The organism is Enterococcus sp. E5-162 (genome assembly GCF_035725965.1).
Taxonomy (GTDB): Bacteria; Bacillota; Bacilli; order Lactobacillales; family Enterococcaceae; genus Enterococcus_B; species Enterococcus_B lactis.
The window spans coordinates 1-19,671 of record NZ_JAPRFV010000009.1; the positions used below are offsets into that span (position 1 = coordinate 1).

At 36.7% G+C, this 19,671-nt stretch carries 19 protein-coding genes; 18 read left to right on the forward strand and 1 reads right to left on the reverse strand.

Annotation, left to right across the window (positions count from 1 at the left end; all coding sequences use genetic code 11):
* The first annotated feature begins 208 nt into the window (after window positions 1-208).
* The 7 genes from OZZ83_RS09475 to OZZ83_RS09505 all read left to right on the forward strand — a co-directional run bounded on the left by OZZ83_RS09475 (window position 209) and on the right by OZZ83_RS09505 (window position 7,213).
* The gene (locus OZZ83_RS09475) at window positions 209-1,099 is read left to right on the forward strand and encodes an LCP family protein (protein ID WP_002308783.1); all 891 of its coding nucleotides are present in this window, start codon (window positions 209-211) and stop codon (window positions 1,097-1,099) included.
* A 16-nt stretch (window positions 1,100-1,115) separates the two neighbouring features.
* A complete protein-coding gene (locus OZZ83_RS09480) occupies window positions 1,116-1,973 on the forward strand; it encodes a polysaccharide deacetylase family protein (RefSeq protein WP_002346002.1) in 858 nt (285 codons plus the stop codon).
* Window positions 1,974-1,995: 22 nt separating this feature from the next.
* A complete protein-coding gene (locus tag OZZ83_RS09485; RefSeq protein WP_065772982.1) occupies window positions 1,996-2,694 on the forward strand; it encodes a DUF1361 domain-containing protein in 699 nt (232 codons plus the stop codon).
* Window positions 2,669-3,325 carry a response regulator transcription factor gene (locus OZZ83_RS09490; protein WP_002346000.1) on the forward strand — a complete coding sequence of 219 codons (657 nt, stop codon included), beginning with the start codon at window positions 2,669-2,671 and terminating at the stop codon, window positions 3,323-3,325. Before OZZ83_RS09485 ends, OZZ83_RS09490 begins: the two co-directional genes overlap by 26 nt.
* Complete coding sequence (locus OZZ83_RS09495) at window positions 3,322-4,710, forward strand: HAMP domain-containing sensor histidine kinase (protein WP_002345999.1); 1,389 nt, start codon at window positions 3,322-3,324, stop codon at window positions 4,708-4,710. Before OZZ83_RS09490 ends, OZZ83_RS09495 begins: the two co-directional genes overlap by 4 nt.
* Window positions 4,700-5,293, forward strand: a complete 594-nt coding sequence (locus OZZ83_RS09500) for a hypothetical protein (RefSeq protein ID WP_002345998.1) — start codon at window positions 4,700-4,702, stop codon at window positions 5,291-5,293. Before OZZ83_RS09495 ends, OZZ83_RS09500 begins: the two co-directional genes overlap by 11 nt.
* Before the next feature lie 246 nt (window positions 5,294-5,539).
* Complete coding sequence (locus tag OZZ83_RS09505) at window positions 5,540-7,213, forward strand: heparinase II/III family protein (protein ID WP_002345997.1); 1,674 nt, start codon at window positions 5,540-5,542, stop codon at window positions 7,211-7,213.
* 176 nt (window positions 7,214-7,389) lie between these two features.
* On the opposite strand, the gene OZZ83_RS09510 is transcribed toward OZZ83_RS09505, so the two are convergent.
* Entirely contained in the window at window positions 7,390-8,433 is a 1,044-nt protein-coding gene (locus OZZ83_RS09510; protein WP_002308790.1) for a LacI family DNA-binding transcriptional regulator, read from the reverse strand.
* A 173-nt stretch (window positions 8,434-8,606) separates the two neighbouring features.
* Between OZZ83_RS09510 and OZZ83_RS09515 the strand changes: the two genes are divergently transcribed.
* From OZZ83_RS09515 to OZZ83_RS09565, 11 genes are all read left to right on the forward strand, one after another.
* Window positions 8,607-9,002 carry a hypothetical protein gene (locus OZZ83_RS09515; protein ID WP_002308791.1) on the forward strand — a complete coding sequence of 132 codons (396 nt, stop codon included), beginning with the start codon at window positions 8,607-8,609 and terminating at the stop codon, window positions 9,000-9,002.
* Entirely contained in the window at window positions 8,995-10,839 is a 1,845-nt protein-coding gene (locus tag OZZ83_RS09520) for a DUF2264 domain-containing protein (RefSeq protein ID WP_002345995.1), read from the forward strand. The genes OZZ83_RS09515 and OZZ83_RS09520 overlap by 8 nt, the downstream gene beginning before the upstream one ends.
* On the forward strand, window positions 10,829-11,980 hold the full coding sequence (locus tag OZZ83_RS09525) for a glycoside hydrolase family 88 protein (RefSeq protein WP_002345994.1): 1,152 nt from the start codon (window positions 10,829-10,831) through the stop codon (window positions 11,978-11,980). Before OZZ83_RS09520 ends, OZZ83_RS09525 begins: the two co-directional genes overlap by 11 nt.
* Before the next feature lie 30 nt (window positions 11,981-12,010).
* Window positions 12,011-13,270, forward strand: a complete 1,260-nt coding sequence (locus OZZ83_RS09530; protein ID WP_002308796.1) for an ABC transporter substrate-binding protein — start codon at window positions 12,011-12,013, stop codon at window positions 13,268-13,270.
* Between the two features lie 52 nt (window positions 13,271-13,322).
* A complete protein-coding gene (locus OZZ83_RS09535; RefSeq protein WP_025477222.1) occupies window positions 13,323-14,219 on the forward strand; it encodes a carbohydrate ABC transporter permease in 897 nt (298 codons plus the stop codon).
* Between the two features lie 64 nt (window positions 14,220-14,283).
* On the forward strand, window positions 14,284-15,099 hold the full coding sequence (locus tag OZZ83_RS09540; protein WP_226072182.1) for a carbohydrate ABC transporter permease: 816 nt from the start codon (window positions 14,284-14,286) through the stop codon (window positions 15,097-15,099).
* Between the two features lie 9 nt (window positions 15,100-15,108).
* Window positions 15,109-15,771 carry a hypothetical protein gene (locus OZZ83_RS09545; RefSeq protein ID WP_010727117.1) on the forward strand — a complete coding sequence of 221 codons (663 nt, stop codon included), beginning with the start codon at window positions 15,109-15,111 and terminating at the stop codon, window positions 15,769-15,771.
* Window positions 15,772-15,976: 205 nt separating this feature from the next.
* The gene (gene alsS / locus OZZ83_RS09550) at window positions 15,977-17,641 is read left to right on the forward strand and encodes an acetolactate synthase AlsS (RefSeq protein ID WP_002308803.1); all 1,665 of its coding nucleotides are present in this window, start codon (window positions 15,977-15,979) and stop codon (window positions 17,639-17,641) included.
* 12 nt (window positions 17,642-17,653) lie between these two features.
* Window positions 17,654-18,364, forward strand: a complete 711-nt coding sequence (gene budA, locus OZZ83_RS09555) for an acetolactate decarboxylase (protein WP_002308805.1) — start codon at window positions 17,654-17,656, stop codon at window positions 18,362-18,364.
* A 128-nt stretch (window positions 18,365-18,492) separates the two neighbouring features.
* Entirely contained in the window at window positions 18,493-18,990 is a 498-nt protein-coding gene (locus tag OZZ83_RS09560; protein ID WP_002308807.1) for a GAF domain-containing protein, read from the forward strand.
* A 184-nt stretch (window positions 18,991-19,174) separates the two neighbouring features.
* The gene (locus OZZ83_RS09565) at window positions 19,175-19,435 is read left to right on the forward strand and encodes a hypothetical protein (protein ID WP_002289617.1); all 261 of its coding nucleotides are present in this window, start codon (window positions 19,175-19,177) and stop codon (window positions 19,433-19,435) included.
* Window positions 19,436-19,671 lie beyond the last annotated feature (236 nt).

Here is a 19,671-nt window from a genome sequence, read left to right on the forward strand (position 1 = left end):
GATAGGGACTCGTAGTCCTCAAGGCTTTGTTCGAACTTTCTTTCACTCTTCACTATAATCTAAAAATAGAAAATAGAGGAGAACATCATTCGTCAATGATGTTCCCCTCTAATCTTAGTATGTTTTTGAATTTTTCTAAAGTATAGCATTTAGATACAAATCAGATAGATTTTGCTTCTATCCTTAACAGCAAAGGAGGAGAGTATAAATGTACAAAATCTTAAAAGTCATATCTATTTTTCTATTGATGTTTATTATAGCAGCAAGCGCTTATGGTGTAAGCGAATATATGAAATTGCAAAACTTGTCTGAGGTTTCAAAGAAAACAGCAACCAACATGAATGTGAAATATTCAGCTGATGTAGCCACACATTTACCGGATCGGTTCAATGTACTGCTATTAGGTGTAGATACTGGAGAATTTGGTAGGACAGAAAAAGGAAGATCGGATTCAATGATTGCTGCCCATGTTAATCTTAAAAATGAGACAGTAAAACTTATCAGTCTAGAACGAGATACTTATGTTCAAATCGCAGGAAAAAATAGTTTTGATAAATTAAATGCCGCTTATGCTTATGGAGGAGAACAAACAGCTATACAAACGACAGAGAATATGCTTCATACTACTATTCCTTACTATATGACAATGAATATGAAGGGGCTAGAGAGTATGCTAAGTATTGTTGGCGATATTGAAGTGGTCAATGATTTTGCTTTCAACTTTGACCATTATGATTTTCCAAAAGGGTCCCTTACATTATCTCCAGAAGAAGCACTTGCATGGTCAAGAATGAGATATGATGACCCTAATGGTGATTATGGGAGGCAAATAAGACAGCAAAAAGTGATCAAAGCAATCATGCAGAAGCTGCTGACTATGGAATCCATACCTAAAATAGACAAAATCATCAATGTTCTAGGGAACAATATGAAAACAAATTTACCTTTGGGAGAATTATTTAAATTATATTTAACAAAGAGTACCAAATTTAAAATGAGTACGGATCAATTAAAAGGAGAAGAAGAAATAATTGACGGTATCTCTTACCAAAAAATGACTGACACAGAAATCAAACGAATCAGTCAGCAATTACAGTAAAGCAGGAGAGAGGCACATGATTAAAAAAAGTTTGATAACCCTTGGGACAATCGTCCTTCTAATAGGGATTACTGGTGGAAGCGTCTATATGACGAACAGAGTCTTCACGCCCTCAATGAACGAAAGTAAAACAATAGAAGATACTGAGATTTCTAGGAAACAAGAACGAACAAAATGGCAAAGTTCCAATTCTACCAGTCGGACGATCACCACAAAGGAACAGCAAGCAAAAAATGAAAAAAATAAAGAAACAGAAGTTACAAAGGAATCATCAAAGACCGTTGCTCTTACCTTCGATGATGGACCTAATCCCTCCACTACCCCAAAACTTTTAGAGATTTTAAGACAAAAAAACGTACACGCCACTTTTTTTGTTCTAGGGGAAAATGTTTCCCAACACGAACAGCTTTTACAAAAGGAGGTGCAAGAAGGTCATCAAATCGGCAGTCATACTTTTTCTCATAAGGATTTAGCTGGTCTATCTGACCAAGAAATCAGTGAGGAAATCACTCAAACAGATAACGCTATTTTGAAAGCAATCGGTAAAAAGCCAGCCTATGTCCGACCTCCGTATGGCTCTATTACAAAAAAAGGAGCAGCAATCATTCATCGACCAATGATCGAGTGGTCTGTTGATTCTCAAGATTGGCAATCCAGACAAAAGGAAAAAATTTTACAGCAAGTAAAAAGTACAGTATATGATGGCGCCATCATATTACTACATGATATCTATCCTGAGACCGTAGATGCTGTTCCTGTGCTGATTGATGAATTAAAAAAAGAAGGATATACTTTTACGACCATCAGCGATTTGCTAGATAATCCATCAAAAACAGAAAATTATTATGGGCGCAATGATCACCGACCCGCTTAGTCTAAAAAAGGAGAGATGTCCAATGATTCAAAAGCAGATGTATTTTATTAGAGGATATTACATTTTACTGCTGCTCGTTCTTTATCTTTCTTTTTATGAAAAAAGTGTTTTTTATTTATTTTTTACTAATACGATTCTGGCATATATCCCGATTGAATTAGCAAGGTGGGTAAAAGTCAGCAGCTCCAAACTAGTCTCTCTCGTGCTGATCTTATTCTGGCTACTGTTTTTTCCAAATAACTTTTATTTGTTCACCGATTTATTCCATCTGTCTTTGCTTTCACCTTACGATCCATCTACTATGATGATAAGCATGAAGATGGAAATTTGGTATAAATTATTGTTAGTCGTTCTTTCTGTTTTCCCAACCACATTTTTCGGTTGTGAAAGCTTATGGATGGTTACCAATGTAATTGTCAAAAAAATCGGAATAGGCGTCTATCAATGGTTAGTTATCAGCATCGTCTTGTTTATCAATGCTATAGGGATTTACTTCGGTCGCTTTTTAAGATTGAACAGTACGGATGTCTTCACTGACAGCAAGGAAACGTTCATGAGATTCGTTGAAGCATTTACCAAAATAGACGGTCCATCTTTTTTGTTGATCGTACTCATCTTTTTCTTTTCACTGATATTCGTGTATATTTATAGGTTAGGGATCAAATTTGCTCTATTGACAGAAAGAGAGGAACTGTATGAAGATACTAGTAGTAGAAGATAATCCTGCGATCAACAAACTTTTAGTTCGTACATTAGAAAAAAATGGTTATACAGTCTATTCGGTATTCACAGGTAAAGAAGCAGCCGATATCATTGAGCAACAGGAATTTGATTTGGTTTTGCTAGATATCATGCTTCCTGAAATCGATGGTTATGAAGTATTTGCGTATATGCGGGAATATGACCTTCCTGTCATTTTTTTGACAGCCAAAGATCAGCTTTCCGATCGAGTCAGTGGCTTAAGATCAGGTGCTGAAGATTATATAACAAAGCCATTTGATCTGGAAGAATTGCTGGCACGGGTGGAAGTTGTTCTTCGAAGAAATGGAAAAAACGACTCCAATAAATTACTGAAATGGCAGTATATCGAAATCAATGAAAAAACAAGAGCTGTCACCGCAAGAAACCAAGCTGTTTCTTTGACTCCTAAAGAATATGAATTACTTCTTTACTTAATTAGAAATAAAGGGATTATTCTGCCAAGAGAAAAAATCTATCAAAAAATCTGGGGAAGGGAAGAAGAGCCCAACTCCAGAACGCTTGATTTACACATCCAAAGAATCAGAAATAAATTACAATTAGGGCAGGACTTGCGTACGATTTATGGTGTAGGTTACCTATTGGAGGGATGAACTTGAAATATACAAGCAAAGTTTTCTTTTCATTATTCTTCTTCTTTCTACTCATTTATTTGGTGGTCAGTGGTTTTACACTGCATGCGATTTACCAGCGCACAGTTTCTCAAGAAAAAGAAGTGATGGTCAACCAGCAGAAAAATCTCTTATTGCTGTTGTCGACGAAAACAGACGGAGATGAAACAACAGATGAAATGAGAAAAAATGGTGAATTCGTAGCCGCAGCTAAAATCGGAGAATTTGAGATTCTAGACAAAAAAGGCAAAACGGTTTTTACTACAAAGCCCACTTTGTTTGAAAAATACGAACCTCCAGAAGAGTTGTCTAATCGTACCGTGGAAATCAGCGACATGTCTACTGTTAAAAACAAACAGGTGCTTTATTCAACTTCAAAGATACCTGATACTGCCTATCGTTTAGCAACTTACCATCAAGCAAAAAACTATGAAGAAATCGTCAAAGATTCTCTTGTCTATTTTCGTCTGATCTTGCTCTTTTTACTTTTGGCCATTATTCCAGTCACTTATTTTCTAACAGGCATGATCTTAAAACCAATCAATCAGCTGATTTCCGTTGCCCAGCATATCACAGAGGGTAAGACGAAAGAACGGGCAATAGTCAATACTCAAGACGAGATTGGAAAATTAGGGAGTAGTTTGAACAATATGGCCGATAAATTGAGCCACGATCTAGAAACTCTCCGTCAGGCAAAGGAAAAGCAAGATTTATTCGTTTCTAGCTTTTCTCACGAAATTCGAACGCCGCTGACTTCCATTATTGGCTATGCTCAAATGTTGAAATGGGAAAAATTGGACCAATCAGCCGAAGAATCTGTCGATTATATCCTTGAAGAAAGCAACCGATTAAAACATCTGTCCAATGATATTTTGAAATTGATGGAGTTGGAAAGAACAAGTGTCTCTCTTGAAGAAATCTCGACCAATATGATTAGCGATGATCTAAACAAGTTTCTTAAAGGAATGAAACAAGGGTTTACTTATACCATCGAACTAGAACCTGCCAATATTTTGCTAGACCTCAATCTTTTCAAGCTATTAGCCATGAATATTTTGGCAAATTCATTAGAAGCTATAGCAGAAGATGGAACATTAGTGGTCACAGGAATAAAGGAAGAAAAGCGTTATATTATGAAGTTTTCCGATAATGGTAGAGGGATACCAACAGAAAATTTGTCTAAAGTAACAGATGAATTTTTTACAGGAAATCCTTCAAGAACAACGAAACATTTAGGACTTGGATTAGCTTTGGTAAAGAAAATAACCGAATTGCATAATAGTTCTTTTGACATAGAAAGTACACTTGGTACAGGGACGACGATCACGATCGATTTTGCTTTAGGAGGGGAAACAGATGAAAATTAAATTATACCTTCTTTCTGCTTTCTTTCTGGTATTCAGCGCAGGATTGTTTTTTTTACCAGATATTTTAGCGAGTAGCATTACTACAAAAGAACAAAGAACAGTAGATATTTCTTCTTTAAGTTCAGCTTCTTCCTCTATCGAAACGGCAATGAGCCAAGCACAATCCTTTTCTATCATGGAAGAATCAGATCAGAGCCAATTAGATATGGTCAATCGGCTACGAGAGGAATTAAATCAGCTATTTCAAAAGCTAGCCATGCCAAAAGAGCCAGTGATTGTTCAAGACTATGAAGTTTTGATTTCAGGGGATAGCGTATTTTGGCAAATGGAATTCCTCACGCAAACAGGCTACGGAACGGCAATCATTGATGAAACGAACAAAAAAGTCGTACGGTTATCTTATTTTGATGAAGATCAAAATAACCGAGGAAAAAAACAAATCATAGACGATTACTTGAACTATCTTCCTCTAAAAGCAGATAAGATCGAAGAAGATGGTGAGATGATTACTGTCACTTTGAAAAACGGACAGAAATTAAACTTTCTGATTGATGAGACGCGATTGTTGCTAAATTATGCATGAAGAATTACGTAGAAAGTAGAGGTAAATCTACCGTTTGCCAAAAGGTTGTGATCAGAATTTTGTCATAACCTTTTTATCTTACTCATGGTATCTAGATATAAATCAGATAGAGTTTGCTTATATTCTTAACAGCAAAGGAAAGATGAAAATCGAATCCCAAAAAAAGATCGGTTTTTTACTAAAAATATATTTTTTTACTGAATTCTGGTAAAATGAGATAAAAAGGTATCATTCAAGGAGGATATGATGAAAACAATAGCTGATCCTTTAAAAATTGAGATTTTTAAAGCCAATAAAGAGTATATTCAGCAAAACAAGATTGAACCTTTTGTATTAAAAGAATTTATGGAATTTTTTGAAACGGGTAAACGACTGAGTTACGAATCTAGTTACTTTGCTAGAAGAAGACAATTGGTTGTGGCCGCTTTAGCTTATTTCTATGAAAAGAACAGTGAGAACAAAGAGTGGTTGGAACAATTAATTTGGGAAGTTTGTAATGAATGGACATGGGCGCTGCCTGCTCATTTGTCAGAGCAAGTTTTATTCAACGATCAAGCAAGGGTTTATATCGACTTATTTTCTGCTGAAACAGGGCAGGCATTAGCTGAGATCTATGAGCAAGTCGGAGAAGAGCTATCACCTATCGTTGCGAATCGTATAAGAAAGGAAGTAGAGGAACGTTTGATCTTGCCTTTTGAAAAACAGTCATGGGAATGGGAACAAAAGGAAAACAATTGGAGTGCTGTGATTGGCGGATGCGTTGGGATGGCTTGTTTGTCCTTGCTTCCTAAAAAAAGCAATCGTTTAGAACGCCTCCTGACAAAAGTCGATATTTCACTTAAGAACTATCTTCATAGTTTTGGAGAAGACGGTATCTGCACAGAAGGTGTGGGATATTGGGGTTATGGTTTTGGTTATTATATTTATTATGCTGAAAAGTTAGCCGAATCGACAGGGAATCATTATTATTTAGAGATAAATAAGGTTAAGAAAATAGCGGAATTTCCTGGGAAGGTAAGAATAAACAATACTTATCTTCCTTTTTCAGATTTTTCTCAACCCAACTTGCCAAGCGGTCTCTTAAGCTTTTGCGTATCGAGATTCGGTGCAGATATTCCTATAGAGACAGTCAGTTCTTTGGATTTTGACAAGTGTTACCGTTTTGCTCATCTCTATCATAACCTTCGATGGACAAAAAAGAAGGAGTCGAGTGTTTCTAACAGGCAGTGTGACTATTTTCCAGATGCTCAATGGTTTATCCTAAATTCAGTAAAACAAGATTTATTTTTCGCAGCAAAAGGTGGAGACAATCGAGAAAGCCATAATCATTTGGATGTCGGTCATTTTGTATTTGGAAATCACGAAGTATTGTTCCTAACAGACCTAGGAGCAGGGGAATATACTAAAGAATACTTTCATGAATCAAAACGGTATCAGTATTTTGTTACTTCAGCTAAGAGCCATCATCTGCCTATCTTAAATGGTTGTTCCCAAGTCGTTAACGACGGAAAAGCCGAAGTGGTAAGAACGGATTGCGCTAACGGGGAAATCACTTACAGCTTGGCCGAAACCTATAGTACTGAATCTTATATAGAAAAATTTACCCGTCATTTTTCTGTTCATGAACAGAAAAAAATCTTAGTGCTCCATGATCGGTTTTGCTTCAGTAAAGCAAAAAATGAGATCATAGAGAATTTCGTGTCTCCTATTGAACCAGTAATAGAGGAGAAAAAAGTTATTCTAAGAACAAGCAACGAAGTCGTTGAAATCAAATTCGATACGCGTTTTTTGATTAGCCTCAATGTGATAAAAAAACAATATCACCGGCATGATGGTGGTCTTTGTGAAGCGCATCAAATACAAGCGATGTATCAGGTTGCCAAAGAGACTGAGATTATTACTTCTTTTGTACTTATGTGATAAACTTGAACACTTTAACTTAAAAAGGGCAGTGACAATCAACTTGTCACTGCCCTTTTTCGGAGTAAACCATGTTTTCCTACTAACTCCACGTTTATAAATCACACTATCCATAAAACAGGAAGAGCTGTTCTTATGTTTAGTGTAGGACAGCTTTTTCATAACCTCTTATTTCTCTACGTTTGACGTGGCGAAGCTGTCGATTGTCGGATAACTAATTCTGTACTAAGTAGAATCCGTTTAGCGATTCCTGGATTTTTAATTCGTTCGTCTAAAACGTTCACGCCCATTTCACCCATTTCTTCTGTAAATGCATGGACAGTTGATAAAGAAGGTGAGACATAACGAGAAATCGAAAGATCGTTTATTCCCATCACACTGATTTCTTCCGGCACACGAATTCCAGCTTCTGTCAATTTATGGATAATACCGATCGCAAATGAATCGTTTGCTGCTAAAATAGCGGTTGGCAACTTTCCATTCCAGCTTTTCAATGCTTGCAAGGTCAGTTCTTCTCCTGTAGGGACATCCAAGCGACTATTTTCCTTCAAGATAAAATAGTCATCTTTATACAAGCTATGAAATTGCATAACATCAATGTAAGTGTTAGTAGTTGGTGTCTTATATCGACGATAACTGTGAAGATTATCCGTTTCTTCAGCCCCAATAAAAGCGATATCTTTATGTCCAAGAGAAAATAAATGTCCTAAGGCTAGTTCAGTTGCTTGAGCAAAATCGGTGTTTACGGAATCATAGTTGTTCAAAGGGAAATTACTTCCTATTACACAGAAATGTTCATGAAGTGCTGCGAATTCATCGATTCTTTCCTGGGTGAATTTACCAATAGCTAAGAGACCATCCACTGATTCTATTGATTGATCATCTAAGTGAGAAATCTTCAATACGTTATATCCTAGCTCGGCAGCACGTTTTTCTACTCCTAAGCGAATGGACATATAATAAATATCATCTAATTCTTCTTCATCTAAGCGCCATTGGATGATGCCAAGCGATCGTTCTTTTTTTTCTCCTGTTTTTTTTATGGTTCGTTTCTGTTTCTTTTTTTGTTTATATTTCGTGTAATTCAATTCTTCAGCAATTTCAAAAATCTTCCGCTTCGTTTCTTCAGTAACAGATAAGGTAGGATCGTAGTTCAATACTCTAGAAACGGTAGAGATCGATACTGCTGCAGCTTTTGCGATATCAGTAATAGTGGCCATTTTGTACCCCTCATTCATTCAATTTCTTATATACAGTATATTTCTTTCAAGTAAAAAAGCAAAGTAAAAAAAATACAAATAAAAATATTTTACTAAAAACTATTGATTTTTCCTGAGTAAAAAAGTACTATCTTCTTAAGGAAGCGCTAACAAAAAAGAGGGGTGGGATAAAATTGAAAGGGATAGTAGCTACGGTTATCGTTATTTGTAGTCTGTTTTTAGCAATAGGATATACGAATGATAATCGTGAGCAAATAAATAATTTTAGTAAAAAACAAGAGGAAAAGTTAAAAGAAAATGCTCGAAGCGTTTCTGAACAAGAATGGCAAAACGATGAAGTACCTTTACGTGAAATAGTCTCTTTAGAGGGGACTATCATCAAATCAGATCGAAAAAGCAACAAAGTGGAAAATGGCGATCGCTTCTTATTGCGGACTCAAGGAAACGATTTTATGATATTCAACGATCAGGATCAATGCTTTCGTGTAGGGGAGCGGATTAAAGTGTATGGAGAATATTATGGTTTTATAAAGGGACAGCTGATTGAAAGGGAGAACGAGAGTGAATGAAAGAAAGAGGGCAAGACAAACTAGATTAAGGTTCAATGATTGTTTATCAAAAGAAGATATTGAAGAAATGTTTTTGTGTTTGCTAGAGCCATTAAACGTCTTTTATGAGAAACGACCCGGGCGCTTGAAGTTAGGAACGCATGGAACGGTATATACAGAAGATCGTAGACAAATCGAAGCATACTTAAGACCGTTATGGGGATTAGGACCTTTTATCACAAACAAGCCGCATCCTCTTACAGATATTTATCTTGAAGGGATAACGAAAGGTGTAGACCCAAGAAGTCCAGATTATTGGGGAGAAATCGATTCTTCTGATCAATTGATCGTAGAGATGGCTTCTCTTAGTACATCCTTGTTGCTGAATAAAGAAAATATCTGGGATAGATTAGAACCGCAGACACAAAAAAACCTTCATCATTGGCTAATGCAGGTTAATGAATCTTCTTTACCGAGAAATAATTGGCATTTCTTCCGTGTACTGATCAATTTAGCGATGAAAAATTGTGGAAGAAGTTATTCAAAGAGTTTGTTGGAGAAGGATCTTGAAACGATCGAAAGCTTTTATCAAGGAGAGGGGTGGTATTGTGACGGGGTCGAGACACAAGTAGATTATTATGTTTCTTTTGCAATCCACTACTATAGTTTGATCTATTGTCGCTTCATGGAAAAAGAAGACCCGGTTCGTGCCAAAAGAATGAAGAAAAGGGCATGCTTGTTTGCTCAGACATTTAAATATTGGTTTGATGAAGAAGGAAGAGGGCTTCCATTTGGGCGTAGTTTGACTTATCGCTTTGCGCAAGTGTCATTTTTTAGTGCGCTAGTTTTTGCTAATGTCGAAGCATTGCCGTGGGGCGAGATCAAAGGATTGATCAGTCGACATTTGAAATATTGGAATCATCAAGAGATGCTGACAACTGATGGGTTGCTGTCAGTTGGTTATCATTATCAAAATATGGTTTTTGCGGAAGGATACAATGGCCCAGGATCCCCTTATTGGGCATTCAAAACGTTTTTGTTATTAGCAGTCCCTGATGATCATCCTTATTGGCAAGCAGAAGCACTCGGATTAAAGATAGAAGTACGTAAAAAAGCAGTGCCTTCTAGTAAAAATATGTATCAATATGATCAGACATTAAAGCATGTGCAAGCTTTTCCGGCGGGACAGTTCATTCAAAATCAAAATCATGGGAGTGCGAAATACAGTAAATTTGTCTATTCCACTCTTTTTGGTTTCAGTGTGCCAAAAAGCAACGGATCATATGGTGAAGGAGCTTATGATAGTTGTTTGGCGTTGTCTGAAGATGGCCGTCACTTTCGGACAAAAGAATTAGATGAAATGTTTTCAATCGAGTTAGACCGAGTTGTCCATTTATGGCGTCCTTGGTCAGATGTGACAATAAAAAGTACAATCGTTCCGCTTGAAAACGGGCATTTGCGTATCCACGAAATATGGAGTGAACGGTTGCTGTATGTGTATGAAGGCGGGTTTAGTGTACCAATGGAAAATACAAATAGATGTATAGCGGGACAATGTGCCACAGCACGATCGATCATTGGTACTTCGAGGATTAAGAACATCATTGGATACAAGAAAGCTGGGATTATTCGACCTGAACCTAATACAAGTCTTTATTTTCCAGTAACACTATTACCATATTTGACAGGCGTGGCTGAAAGCGGAAAACAAGTATTTATATCTGTGATCAGCGGTGTTTTACCAGAACAGGTTTTTGAAGAGCCTGCTGTAGAAATTATTGGGAGAAATATAGAAATCGGGCAACTAGGGCAAAGGATTAATGTAAAGTTGGAGGAAAAATACAACGATGGACAATAGAACAAATATAGTTGAGTTAGATTGGCTAGTTTCAGAAATTGATTTTATTGAAAAACAGGTGCGTGAAAATCAAGAAAAATTTAAATTTCTCGTACCTGCTGCAGCTAGTAACAATCATGTATATGAAGCGGAAGAAAACACTGATTGGACGGCTAGTTTCTGGTTGGGGATATTATTTTTAACAAAAGAACTTTCTAACTCAAAAGATTTTGATCGAACGATAGAAAGTCAATTAGCTTCATTCAAAGAACGTTTAGAAAAAGATATAGCCTTGGATACGCATGATATCGGATTTTTATATCAATTATCAGCTGTTGCTGATTATCGATTGAATAAAAACGAGTCATCAAAACAAATAGCGATACAAGCAGCTGATCGATTGATGGAGCGTTATTCTCCCAAATCTCAAATTATCCAAGCTTGGGGAGACTTAGATGATCCAAAGCAGCGTGGACGTATGATCATTGATTGTTTGATGAATCTACCATTACTTTACTTTGCTACTGAGGCTACCGGAGATGAGAGTTATAAAACAGCTGCCTACAACCATGCGAAACAAACTCAAAAGTATATTGTGAGAGACAACGCTACTACTTACCATACGTATTACTTTGATGATGTTACTGGAGTGCCTAAATATGGTCGTACGCAACAAGGTTATTCAGATGAATCCTGTTGGGCACGCGGGCAAGCGTGGGGAATCTATGGATTCACATTAAGTTACTTGTATACGGGAGACGGTTCTTTTTTAGAGACCGCCACGCAACTTGCTGATTATTTTCTACAAGAGCTTCCTGAAGATTTGATTTGTTATTGGGATTTAATATTCAAAGAAGGTAGTCAAGAGGAAAAAGATAGCTCTGCGGCAGCAATAGCTGCATGCGGATTGTTAGAACTTTCCAAACAACTGCCTGTTTCAGATCATCGTCATTTCGATTACGAAGAGATGGCAGTCAAAATCTTGGGAGAATTACAAAAAAACTATACAACGAAACAAGTAGATGGATCAAACGGGCTGCTTTTCCATGCCGTTTATGATAAAAACAGCTTAAAAGGTGTAGATGAATGTGTGATCTGGGGTGATTACTTTTATGTAGAAGGGATCACTCGTCTAGCTAAAACATGGTACTGTTACTGGTAATGTATAAGAGAAGAGGAGGATTCATATATAATGAAGCGATGGAAAAAAATGATGATTGGATCAATAGTTTTGGGAATGTCACTCGTATTTGGTGCTTGTGGTAATCAAGAAGGCAGTAGTGGAGAATCAGCAAATGAAATTACCGTTTCGACATGGAATTATGAAACAACACCTGAATTCAAAGCGCTCTTTGAAGCATTCGAAAAGAAAACGGGAATCAAAGTGAAAGCAGTGGATATTGCTTCAGATGATTATGACACGAAACTTACTACGATGCTTTCTTCTGGAGATACGACAGATGTATTGACGATGAAAAATCTTTTGTCGTATTCAAATTATGCTTTACGAGATCAGTTAGTCGATCAAACAGAACGAATTAGAGAATTAGATACTGATGCTGCTAAAGGAACATATGAAATGTATGATATCGATGGAAAAACATACGCATTGCCCTATCGAACGGACTTTTGGGTACTATATTACAATAAGAAAATGTTTGATGATGCAGGAATCGAATACCCAGAAAATCTAACTTGGGACGAATACGAAGATTTAGCAAAAAAGCTTAGTAAAAATGACGGACAAGTTTATGGAGCATATCAACATATCTGGCGTTCAACGATCCAAGCTATTGCAGCTGCTCAAAACGAAGCGAATCTTGTGGAACCAGATTATCGATTTATGGCTGATTATTATGATCGAGCATTGAGGATGCAAAAAGAAGGCGCGCAAATGGATTTTGGCACGGCTAAGTCAACGAAAGTAACCTATCAATCTCAATTTGAAGAACAAAAAGCAGCAATGATGTACATGGGAACTTGGTATATGGCTGGCATACTTGCGAACAAAGAAGCAAATAAGACAGAAGTAGAATGGGGAATTACAGCTATTCCTCAGAAGAAAAAAGGAGAATCGGTCACGACGTTTGGCTCGCCAACAGCATTTGCTGTCAATAAAAACTCAAAGAAACAAAAAGCAGCGCAAGAATTTATTGAATTTGCAGCTAGTGAAGAAGGAGCAAAAGTATTGGCAGGAGTAGGAGTAGTTCCTTCATATCGTACAGATGAGATTGATCAGCTTTATTTTAACCTCGCTGGAATGCCAACGGATGAGATTTCTAAAAAAGCTTTTTCTCCTGATGAAATCAAACTTGAATTTCCGATTGATACGCATGGGCCTGCAATCGATAAGATTTTACAAGAAGAACATGACTTGATTTTGGTTGGAGATGAAACGCCGGAAAAAGGAACGGCAAATATGGAGAAACGTGTAGCTGCTGAAAAAGAATAATCATGAAAGGAGAGAAGCCAAGAGATCAAACGCTCTTGGTTTCGTCATCGAAATGGAAAATAGTATAAATAAGAAAGCTACAAATCATTTGCGTAGAAAACGAACGTGGATCGCTTATTCGTTTATCGCCCCGAATTTCATTGGTTTTTTCGTTTTTACATTAATACCGATCCTGTTTTCGCTTGTACTAGCATTTATGAAATGGGATTCTTTTTCAACGCCAGAATTTGCTGGACTAGATAACTTTCGTAAAATGGCCAACGATGAGACCTTTTGGATTTCTTTGAAAAATACTTTTTTATATACCGCTGCTGTAGTGCCCGGCACACTTGTTTGTTCGTTAGGGCTAGCTTTACTACTAAATCAAAAAATTAGAGGGATGAAGCTTTTTCGTACGATATTTTTCTTTCCGTATGTTACTTCTTTAGTAGCAATTGCTGTTGTTTGGAATATGTTGTTTCATCCAACGATGGGACCAATTAATATCTTTTTAAGGCGATTTATTGAACATCCTCCAGGTTGGACTTCAAGTTCAAATTGGGCGCTTTGGGCAATTGTAATTGTCAGTATTTGGCGCGGGATGGGTTATTACATGATTCTGTACCTTGCAGGACTACAAAGTGTCCAAAAAGAATTGTATGAAGCGTCTTCACTAGATGGAGCAAATAGATGGAAACAATTTTTGAATGTGACATTACCTTCGTTGAGGCCAACTACCTTCTTTGTAACGATCATGCTTGTCATCAATTGTTTCAAGGTGTTTGACCTGGTGCAAGTGATGACGGATGGCGGCCCTGGTCGAGCGACAAATGTGTTGGTTTACCAAATCTACAATGAAGCATTCAAAAAATTTGATTTTGGTTATGCTTCAGCTATTTCACTTGTTTTGTTCGTAATTGTTTTGGGCGTTACGGTTGTTCAGTTTTCTTGGAATAAGCGTCGTACTTAGGAGGTATGAAATGGAAGAGAGTGTTCAAAATGAAAGGAAAAAAGCAAAAATTTTTTCAAACGATATGACCTTTATTCAATGGTTGGGTATGATTCTGCTAATAGGGCTAGCTTTATTGACGATCATTCCTTTTTTATGGATGGTTTCTGCTTCATTCAAAGCAAATAATGAAGTATTCACGATTCCGATTCAATGGATCCCTAAAACTTGGCATTTAGAGAACTATCTGGTTATTTGGTCTCGTATTCCTTTAGTGACATTTTTTAAGAATACAGCTTTTTTAAGCGTTGTGATCACATTGATTCAGTTGTTTACTTCTAGTTTTGCTGCTTACGGGTTTTCTAAACTGAATTTTAAAGGGCGTGATATTTTATTTTTAGCATATATCGGCACAATTGCTGTCCCTTGGCAGTCTTATATGATTCCTCAGTTCATCATGATGAGAAAAGTGGGCTTAACAGATACGTTGTGGTCATTGGTGCTATTACAAGCGTTCAATGCTTTTGGTGTGTTCTTGTTGAAGCAATATTACAGTAGTATCCCAGATTCTTTATGTGAGAGTGCGCGGATCGATGGCTTATCAGAATGGGGAATCTATCAAAAGATCATTTTACCCCTTACAAAACCGGCGATTGCCAGTTTGACGATCATCACATTCGTTAATACATGGAACGATTATATGGGGCCATTCATTTATTTGTCTTCTACGGAAAATAAAACAATCCAGTTAGGGTTGAAAATGTTTATTGGGCTATTTGATGCAGAGTACGCATTAATCATGGCTGCCTCAGTTGTTTCTGTTCTTCCTGTTGCTTTTATATTTTTAGCGATGCAAAAATATTTTGTAGAAGGGATCGCTTCATCAGGAATGAAGGAATAGGAGGCGATTATGAAAGAGCAGCGTTTTGACAAAAATGTTTATATGGAATTCTTTTATTGGTTGTATCAATCGTTGGCAAGTAGCCTTTGTTTTTGGTTTGTCAATATCTTATATATAGCAGCTGCGTTCCTTTTGTCAATAGATGGAAGGAATGTCTTTTCCTTTATTTTTTCTTTGCTTTTTATTGGTCCGGGTTGCATCGTGATGATAGGCATGACAGAAGAATTAGCAAAAGAAAAAAGTTTTTCATCCGTACGTTTGTTCATAAAGACGTTTCGCCGATTTTGGCTAAAGGGATTTTTTTATTGGCTATTTGCTTGGATAGTTAGTGTGATAGCGATTTTTGATTGTTTCTTTTTTATACGTTTTTCTTATGGAAAATGGTTGATTCCGTTGTTTGTTTTACTTGCTTGTTTATCAGTTTCCTTTAGCATCAACTGCTGGTATTTTCAGGTGAGAAATTCAGCGTCGAAACCAAATCAAGTTCTACGGATAGCGTTTTACTATACGTTGAAAAAATGGTATGTGAGTTTACTAGATTTTTTACTATTGACAAGTTTGTTTCTCTTCTTTTTCGTAAAGCCCCAATGGTGTATTCCACTAGGTCCCTCTATCGTATTTGGTTTGATTTACTTCAACAATCGTAAATTGATGAAAACGATGGATCTGTAGAATTTATAAATTGAAACTTTCAATTAAGAATGACAGTTTTTTATGTAAAATCTGTCATTCTTTTTCATTTTTTGAAACATATGGCTAAACAAATGAAATAAAACGTGCTATACTTCTGGATGAAACAGGTTTAGAAACTGTATCACTTATTTGTGATTATTTCTAACTAATAATTAAAAATAAAGTATAAAAAGGACGATGTTCAATGGCTGAAAAAATGAAACAAGGTTCGAAATCTGTAGTAGAAAGTTTGATTAACCATCACGTTGATTATGTATTCGGTATACCAGGCGCAAAAATCGATGGTGTATTTAATGAATTAGAGGATCAAGGTCCTGAATTAATTGTAACTCGTCACGAACAAAATGCTGCATTTATGGCACAAGCAATCGGACGTATTACAGGAGAACCTGGGGTTGTTATCGCAACAAGTGGTCCAGGTGCTAGTAACTTAGCTACAGGTTTGGTAACAGCGACAGCAGAAGGAGACCCGGTTTTAGCAATTGCCGGGCAAGTAAAACGAAGCGATCTATTGAAGTTGACCCATCAAAGCATGGATAATGCAGCGCTGTTCCAGCCAATCACAAAATACAGTGCAGAAATCCAAGATCCGGAAACAATTTCAGAAGTGATTGCTAATGCTTATCGTATGGCTAAAAGCTCAAAAAAAGGAGCGAGTTTTATCAGCATTCCTCAAGATGTAGTGGATGCGCCAGTTCAAGGTAATATCATCAAGCCATTGAGTGATCCTAAATTAGGTTCTGCTTCTGCAGATGATATCCGTTACTTAGCCGAACGCATCAGGGAAGCAAAACTACCGGTATTATTAGTAGGTATGCGGGGATCAAGTGAAAAAGAAACGTTAGCTATCCGGCAATTAGTTGAAAAGACAGCATTACCTGTTGTAGAGACATTCCAAGCAGCTGGAGTGATCTCACGTGAATTAGAAGCGCATTTCTTTGGTCGAGTGGGATTGTTTAGAAACCAACCAGGCGATATGCTTTTGAAACGAAGCGACCTAGTCATCGCAATTGGCTATGATCCAATCGAATATGAAGCAAGAAACTGGAACGCAGAAAAAGATGCGCGGATCATTGTGATCGATGAAGCACCAGCTGAAATCGATCCGTTTATGCAGCCTGAAAGAGAATTGATCGGTGATATCTCAGCCACTATTGATTTACTGACAGGTTCATTAGAGCCTCAACAAGTGTCAGAAGATGCGAAAGAATATTTAGATTCTCTTCAAGCAAAACTAACGGAGCGGGATATTGTCCAATCAAAAGGAGAAGCAGGTATTTTGCATCCTTTAGAAGTCATCAACACACTTCAATCAAAAGTAACAGATGATATGACCGTTACTGTAGATGTAGGGAGTCATTATATTTGGATGGCACGCCACTTTAGAAGTTATGAACCACGACATCTATTATTCAGTAATGGTATGCAAACGCTTGGTGTAGCATTACCGTGGGCGATTTCTGCTGCACTGGTACGTCCAAATACACAAATTGTATCAGTTTCCGGAGATGGCGGATTTTTATTCTCTGCCCAAGATTTAGAAACGGCTGTACGTAAAAAATTGGATATCGTTCATTTGATTTGGAATGATGGACGCTACAATATGGTAGAGTTCCAAGAAAAAATGAAATATCAACGGGCGTCAGGTGTAGACTTTGGTCCAGTTGATTTTGTGAAATATGCAGAAGCTTTTGGTGCTAAAGGGATCCGAGCTACAAGTATAGAGGAATTAGAGAAAGCTTTAGAAGAAGGATTTGCGACAGAAGGACCCGTAATTATTGATATTCCGATCGATTACCGTGATAATGAGAAATTGGGAGAAACAATCTTACCAGATCAATTCTATTAAGGAAGTGTCGACATGACTGAAAAAATCTTATACCAGCACGGGACATTGGGAGCTTTGATGGCCGGCTTGATGGATGGAACAGAAACGATTGCTCACATATTGGAAAAAGGAACTCTGGGATTGGGAACATTGCATGGACTTGATGGTGAAGTCATCTTTTTAGATGGCGTAGCTTATCAAGGAAGATCAGATGGCTCAGTTGTCCAATTAGATGGAAGTGAACTTACCCCCTATGCAGCAATTACAGATTTTACGCCAGATACTAGTTTTTCTGTTTTAGAATCTGCAGATGGAGAACAATTGAAAAAACACATCTTAGTAAAAGAAGATGGGGAAAATCTATTTTTAGCAGTGAAGATAACTGGATTATTCAAAAACATGCATATCCGTATCATGCCGAAACAAGAAAAACCTTATCGAAGACTAGCGAAAATTTCAGAGTCTCAACCAGAATTCCAACAAAGCAACATTCATGGAACATTAGTCGGGTTCTTTACCCCTGAATTATTCCAAGGAGTTGCTGCAGCGGGATTTCATCTGCATTTTATCGATGATACACATACATTTGGCGGACATGTAATGGATTTTGAAGTGGCTGAAGGAAACGTGGAAATCAGCCGCATCTCTTCTCTTGTACAGCACTTTCCAGTTGATGATCCGACTTTTGTTCACGAAACGATTGATTATGCTGATTTAGCAGCAGAAATCCAACAAGCAGAATAAAAAAGACAGCGAGATGCGTTTAAGGTAACCAATCTAACGTATCTCGCTTTTTTGAAAAGCAAACCTAGCGTTTACCAAAAAACTGAGCTATAATCTTTTCCATAGATCAAAAAGGAGCGGTTTTTATCATGTGGACAGAAAAACAGAAAAAAGATGCATACGAAATTCTATTATTACAGCAACAAGGATTATTAGAAGCAGAAGATAACTGGTTAGCAAATTTAGCAAATTCATCTGCATTGTTGAATGAAACATTACCTGAGACTGTCTTTGCAGGATACTATTTATTTGATGGCAATGAATTGATTTTAGGACCGTTCCAAGGGCGAGTTTCCTGCACACGTATCAAGATGGGAAAAGGAGTTTGTGGAGAGTCAGCTGAAAAACAAGTGACATTGATCGTTGACGATGTCAAAAAACATGAAAATTATATTTCCTGTGATTCAGCCGCACAATCAGAAATCGTTGTACCAATGGTAAAAGAAGGTCATTTAATCGGTGTTTTAGATATCGATTGCGGAGTAACGAAAGGGTATGATGAAATCGATCAAGCATTTCTAGAAAAATATGTAGATCTTTTATTAGCAAATTTTAACATAAATGCTTTTTCATTTATTAATAACTAAAATTGACTATTGAAACAAAAAAGAAGAGAAATTAAAAATAAAAAGAGCCGGAAAGACAGGGGGATATCTGTTTTTCGGTTTTTTTATTTTTTTATAAAATCACAAGTGTTATTAGTTTTCATAATCATATTTTAATGGTATTATCATTTTAAATAATGAAAAACACATTAAGGATGGATGAAATATGAATAACGAAACTATCATTTTAGGAAAAAAATATATTTGCCAACCTATTGGCTTGAAACAAAAAGTGGTTGGAGAAGTAATCAGTAAATTAGAAAATTGTGTTGTGATCTGCGTAGATGAATATCATGACGTCGATCGCAATGAAATATTAGAAAAATGCGGAAAAGTAGTGGCAAAATACACTCACGTTTATGAGTTGGAAACGACAGAATATCTATATAATTACAGCAATAAATATGAACATACTTTAGTTTCATAAAGATTTTAAATAAAGTGCCTTCAAAAGCGAGGAGTCCAAGCTTTTAAAGACACTTTATTTAGTTGGCGTTGTTTTTTTATATTTCACTTTTCTTTTTAAGTGGCACAATAATTGTAAATTTTCTTTAATTGATTCTCTATACAACCTGAATCTAGTTCAGTATATAAAAACTAGTTTCGTTTGCTTCACTATCAGAAATTCTCCTTCGCTTCTTTTAGATTATATATAAGGTATCT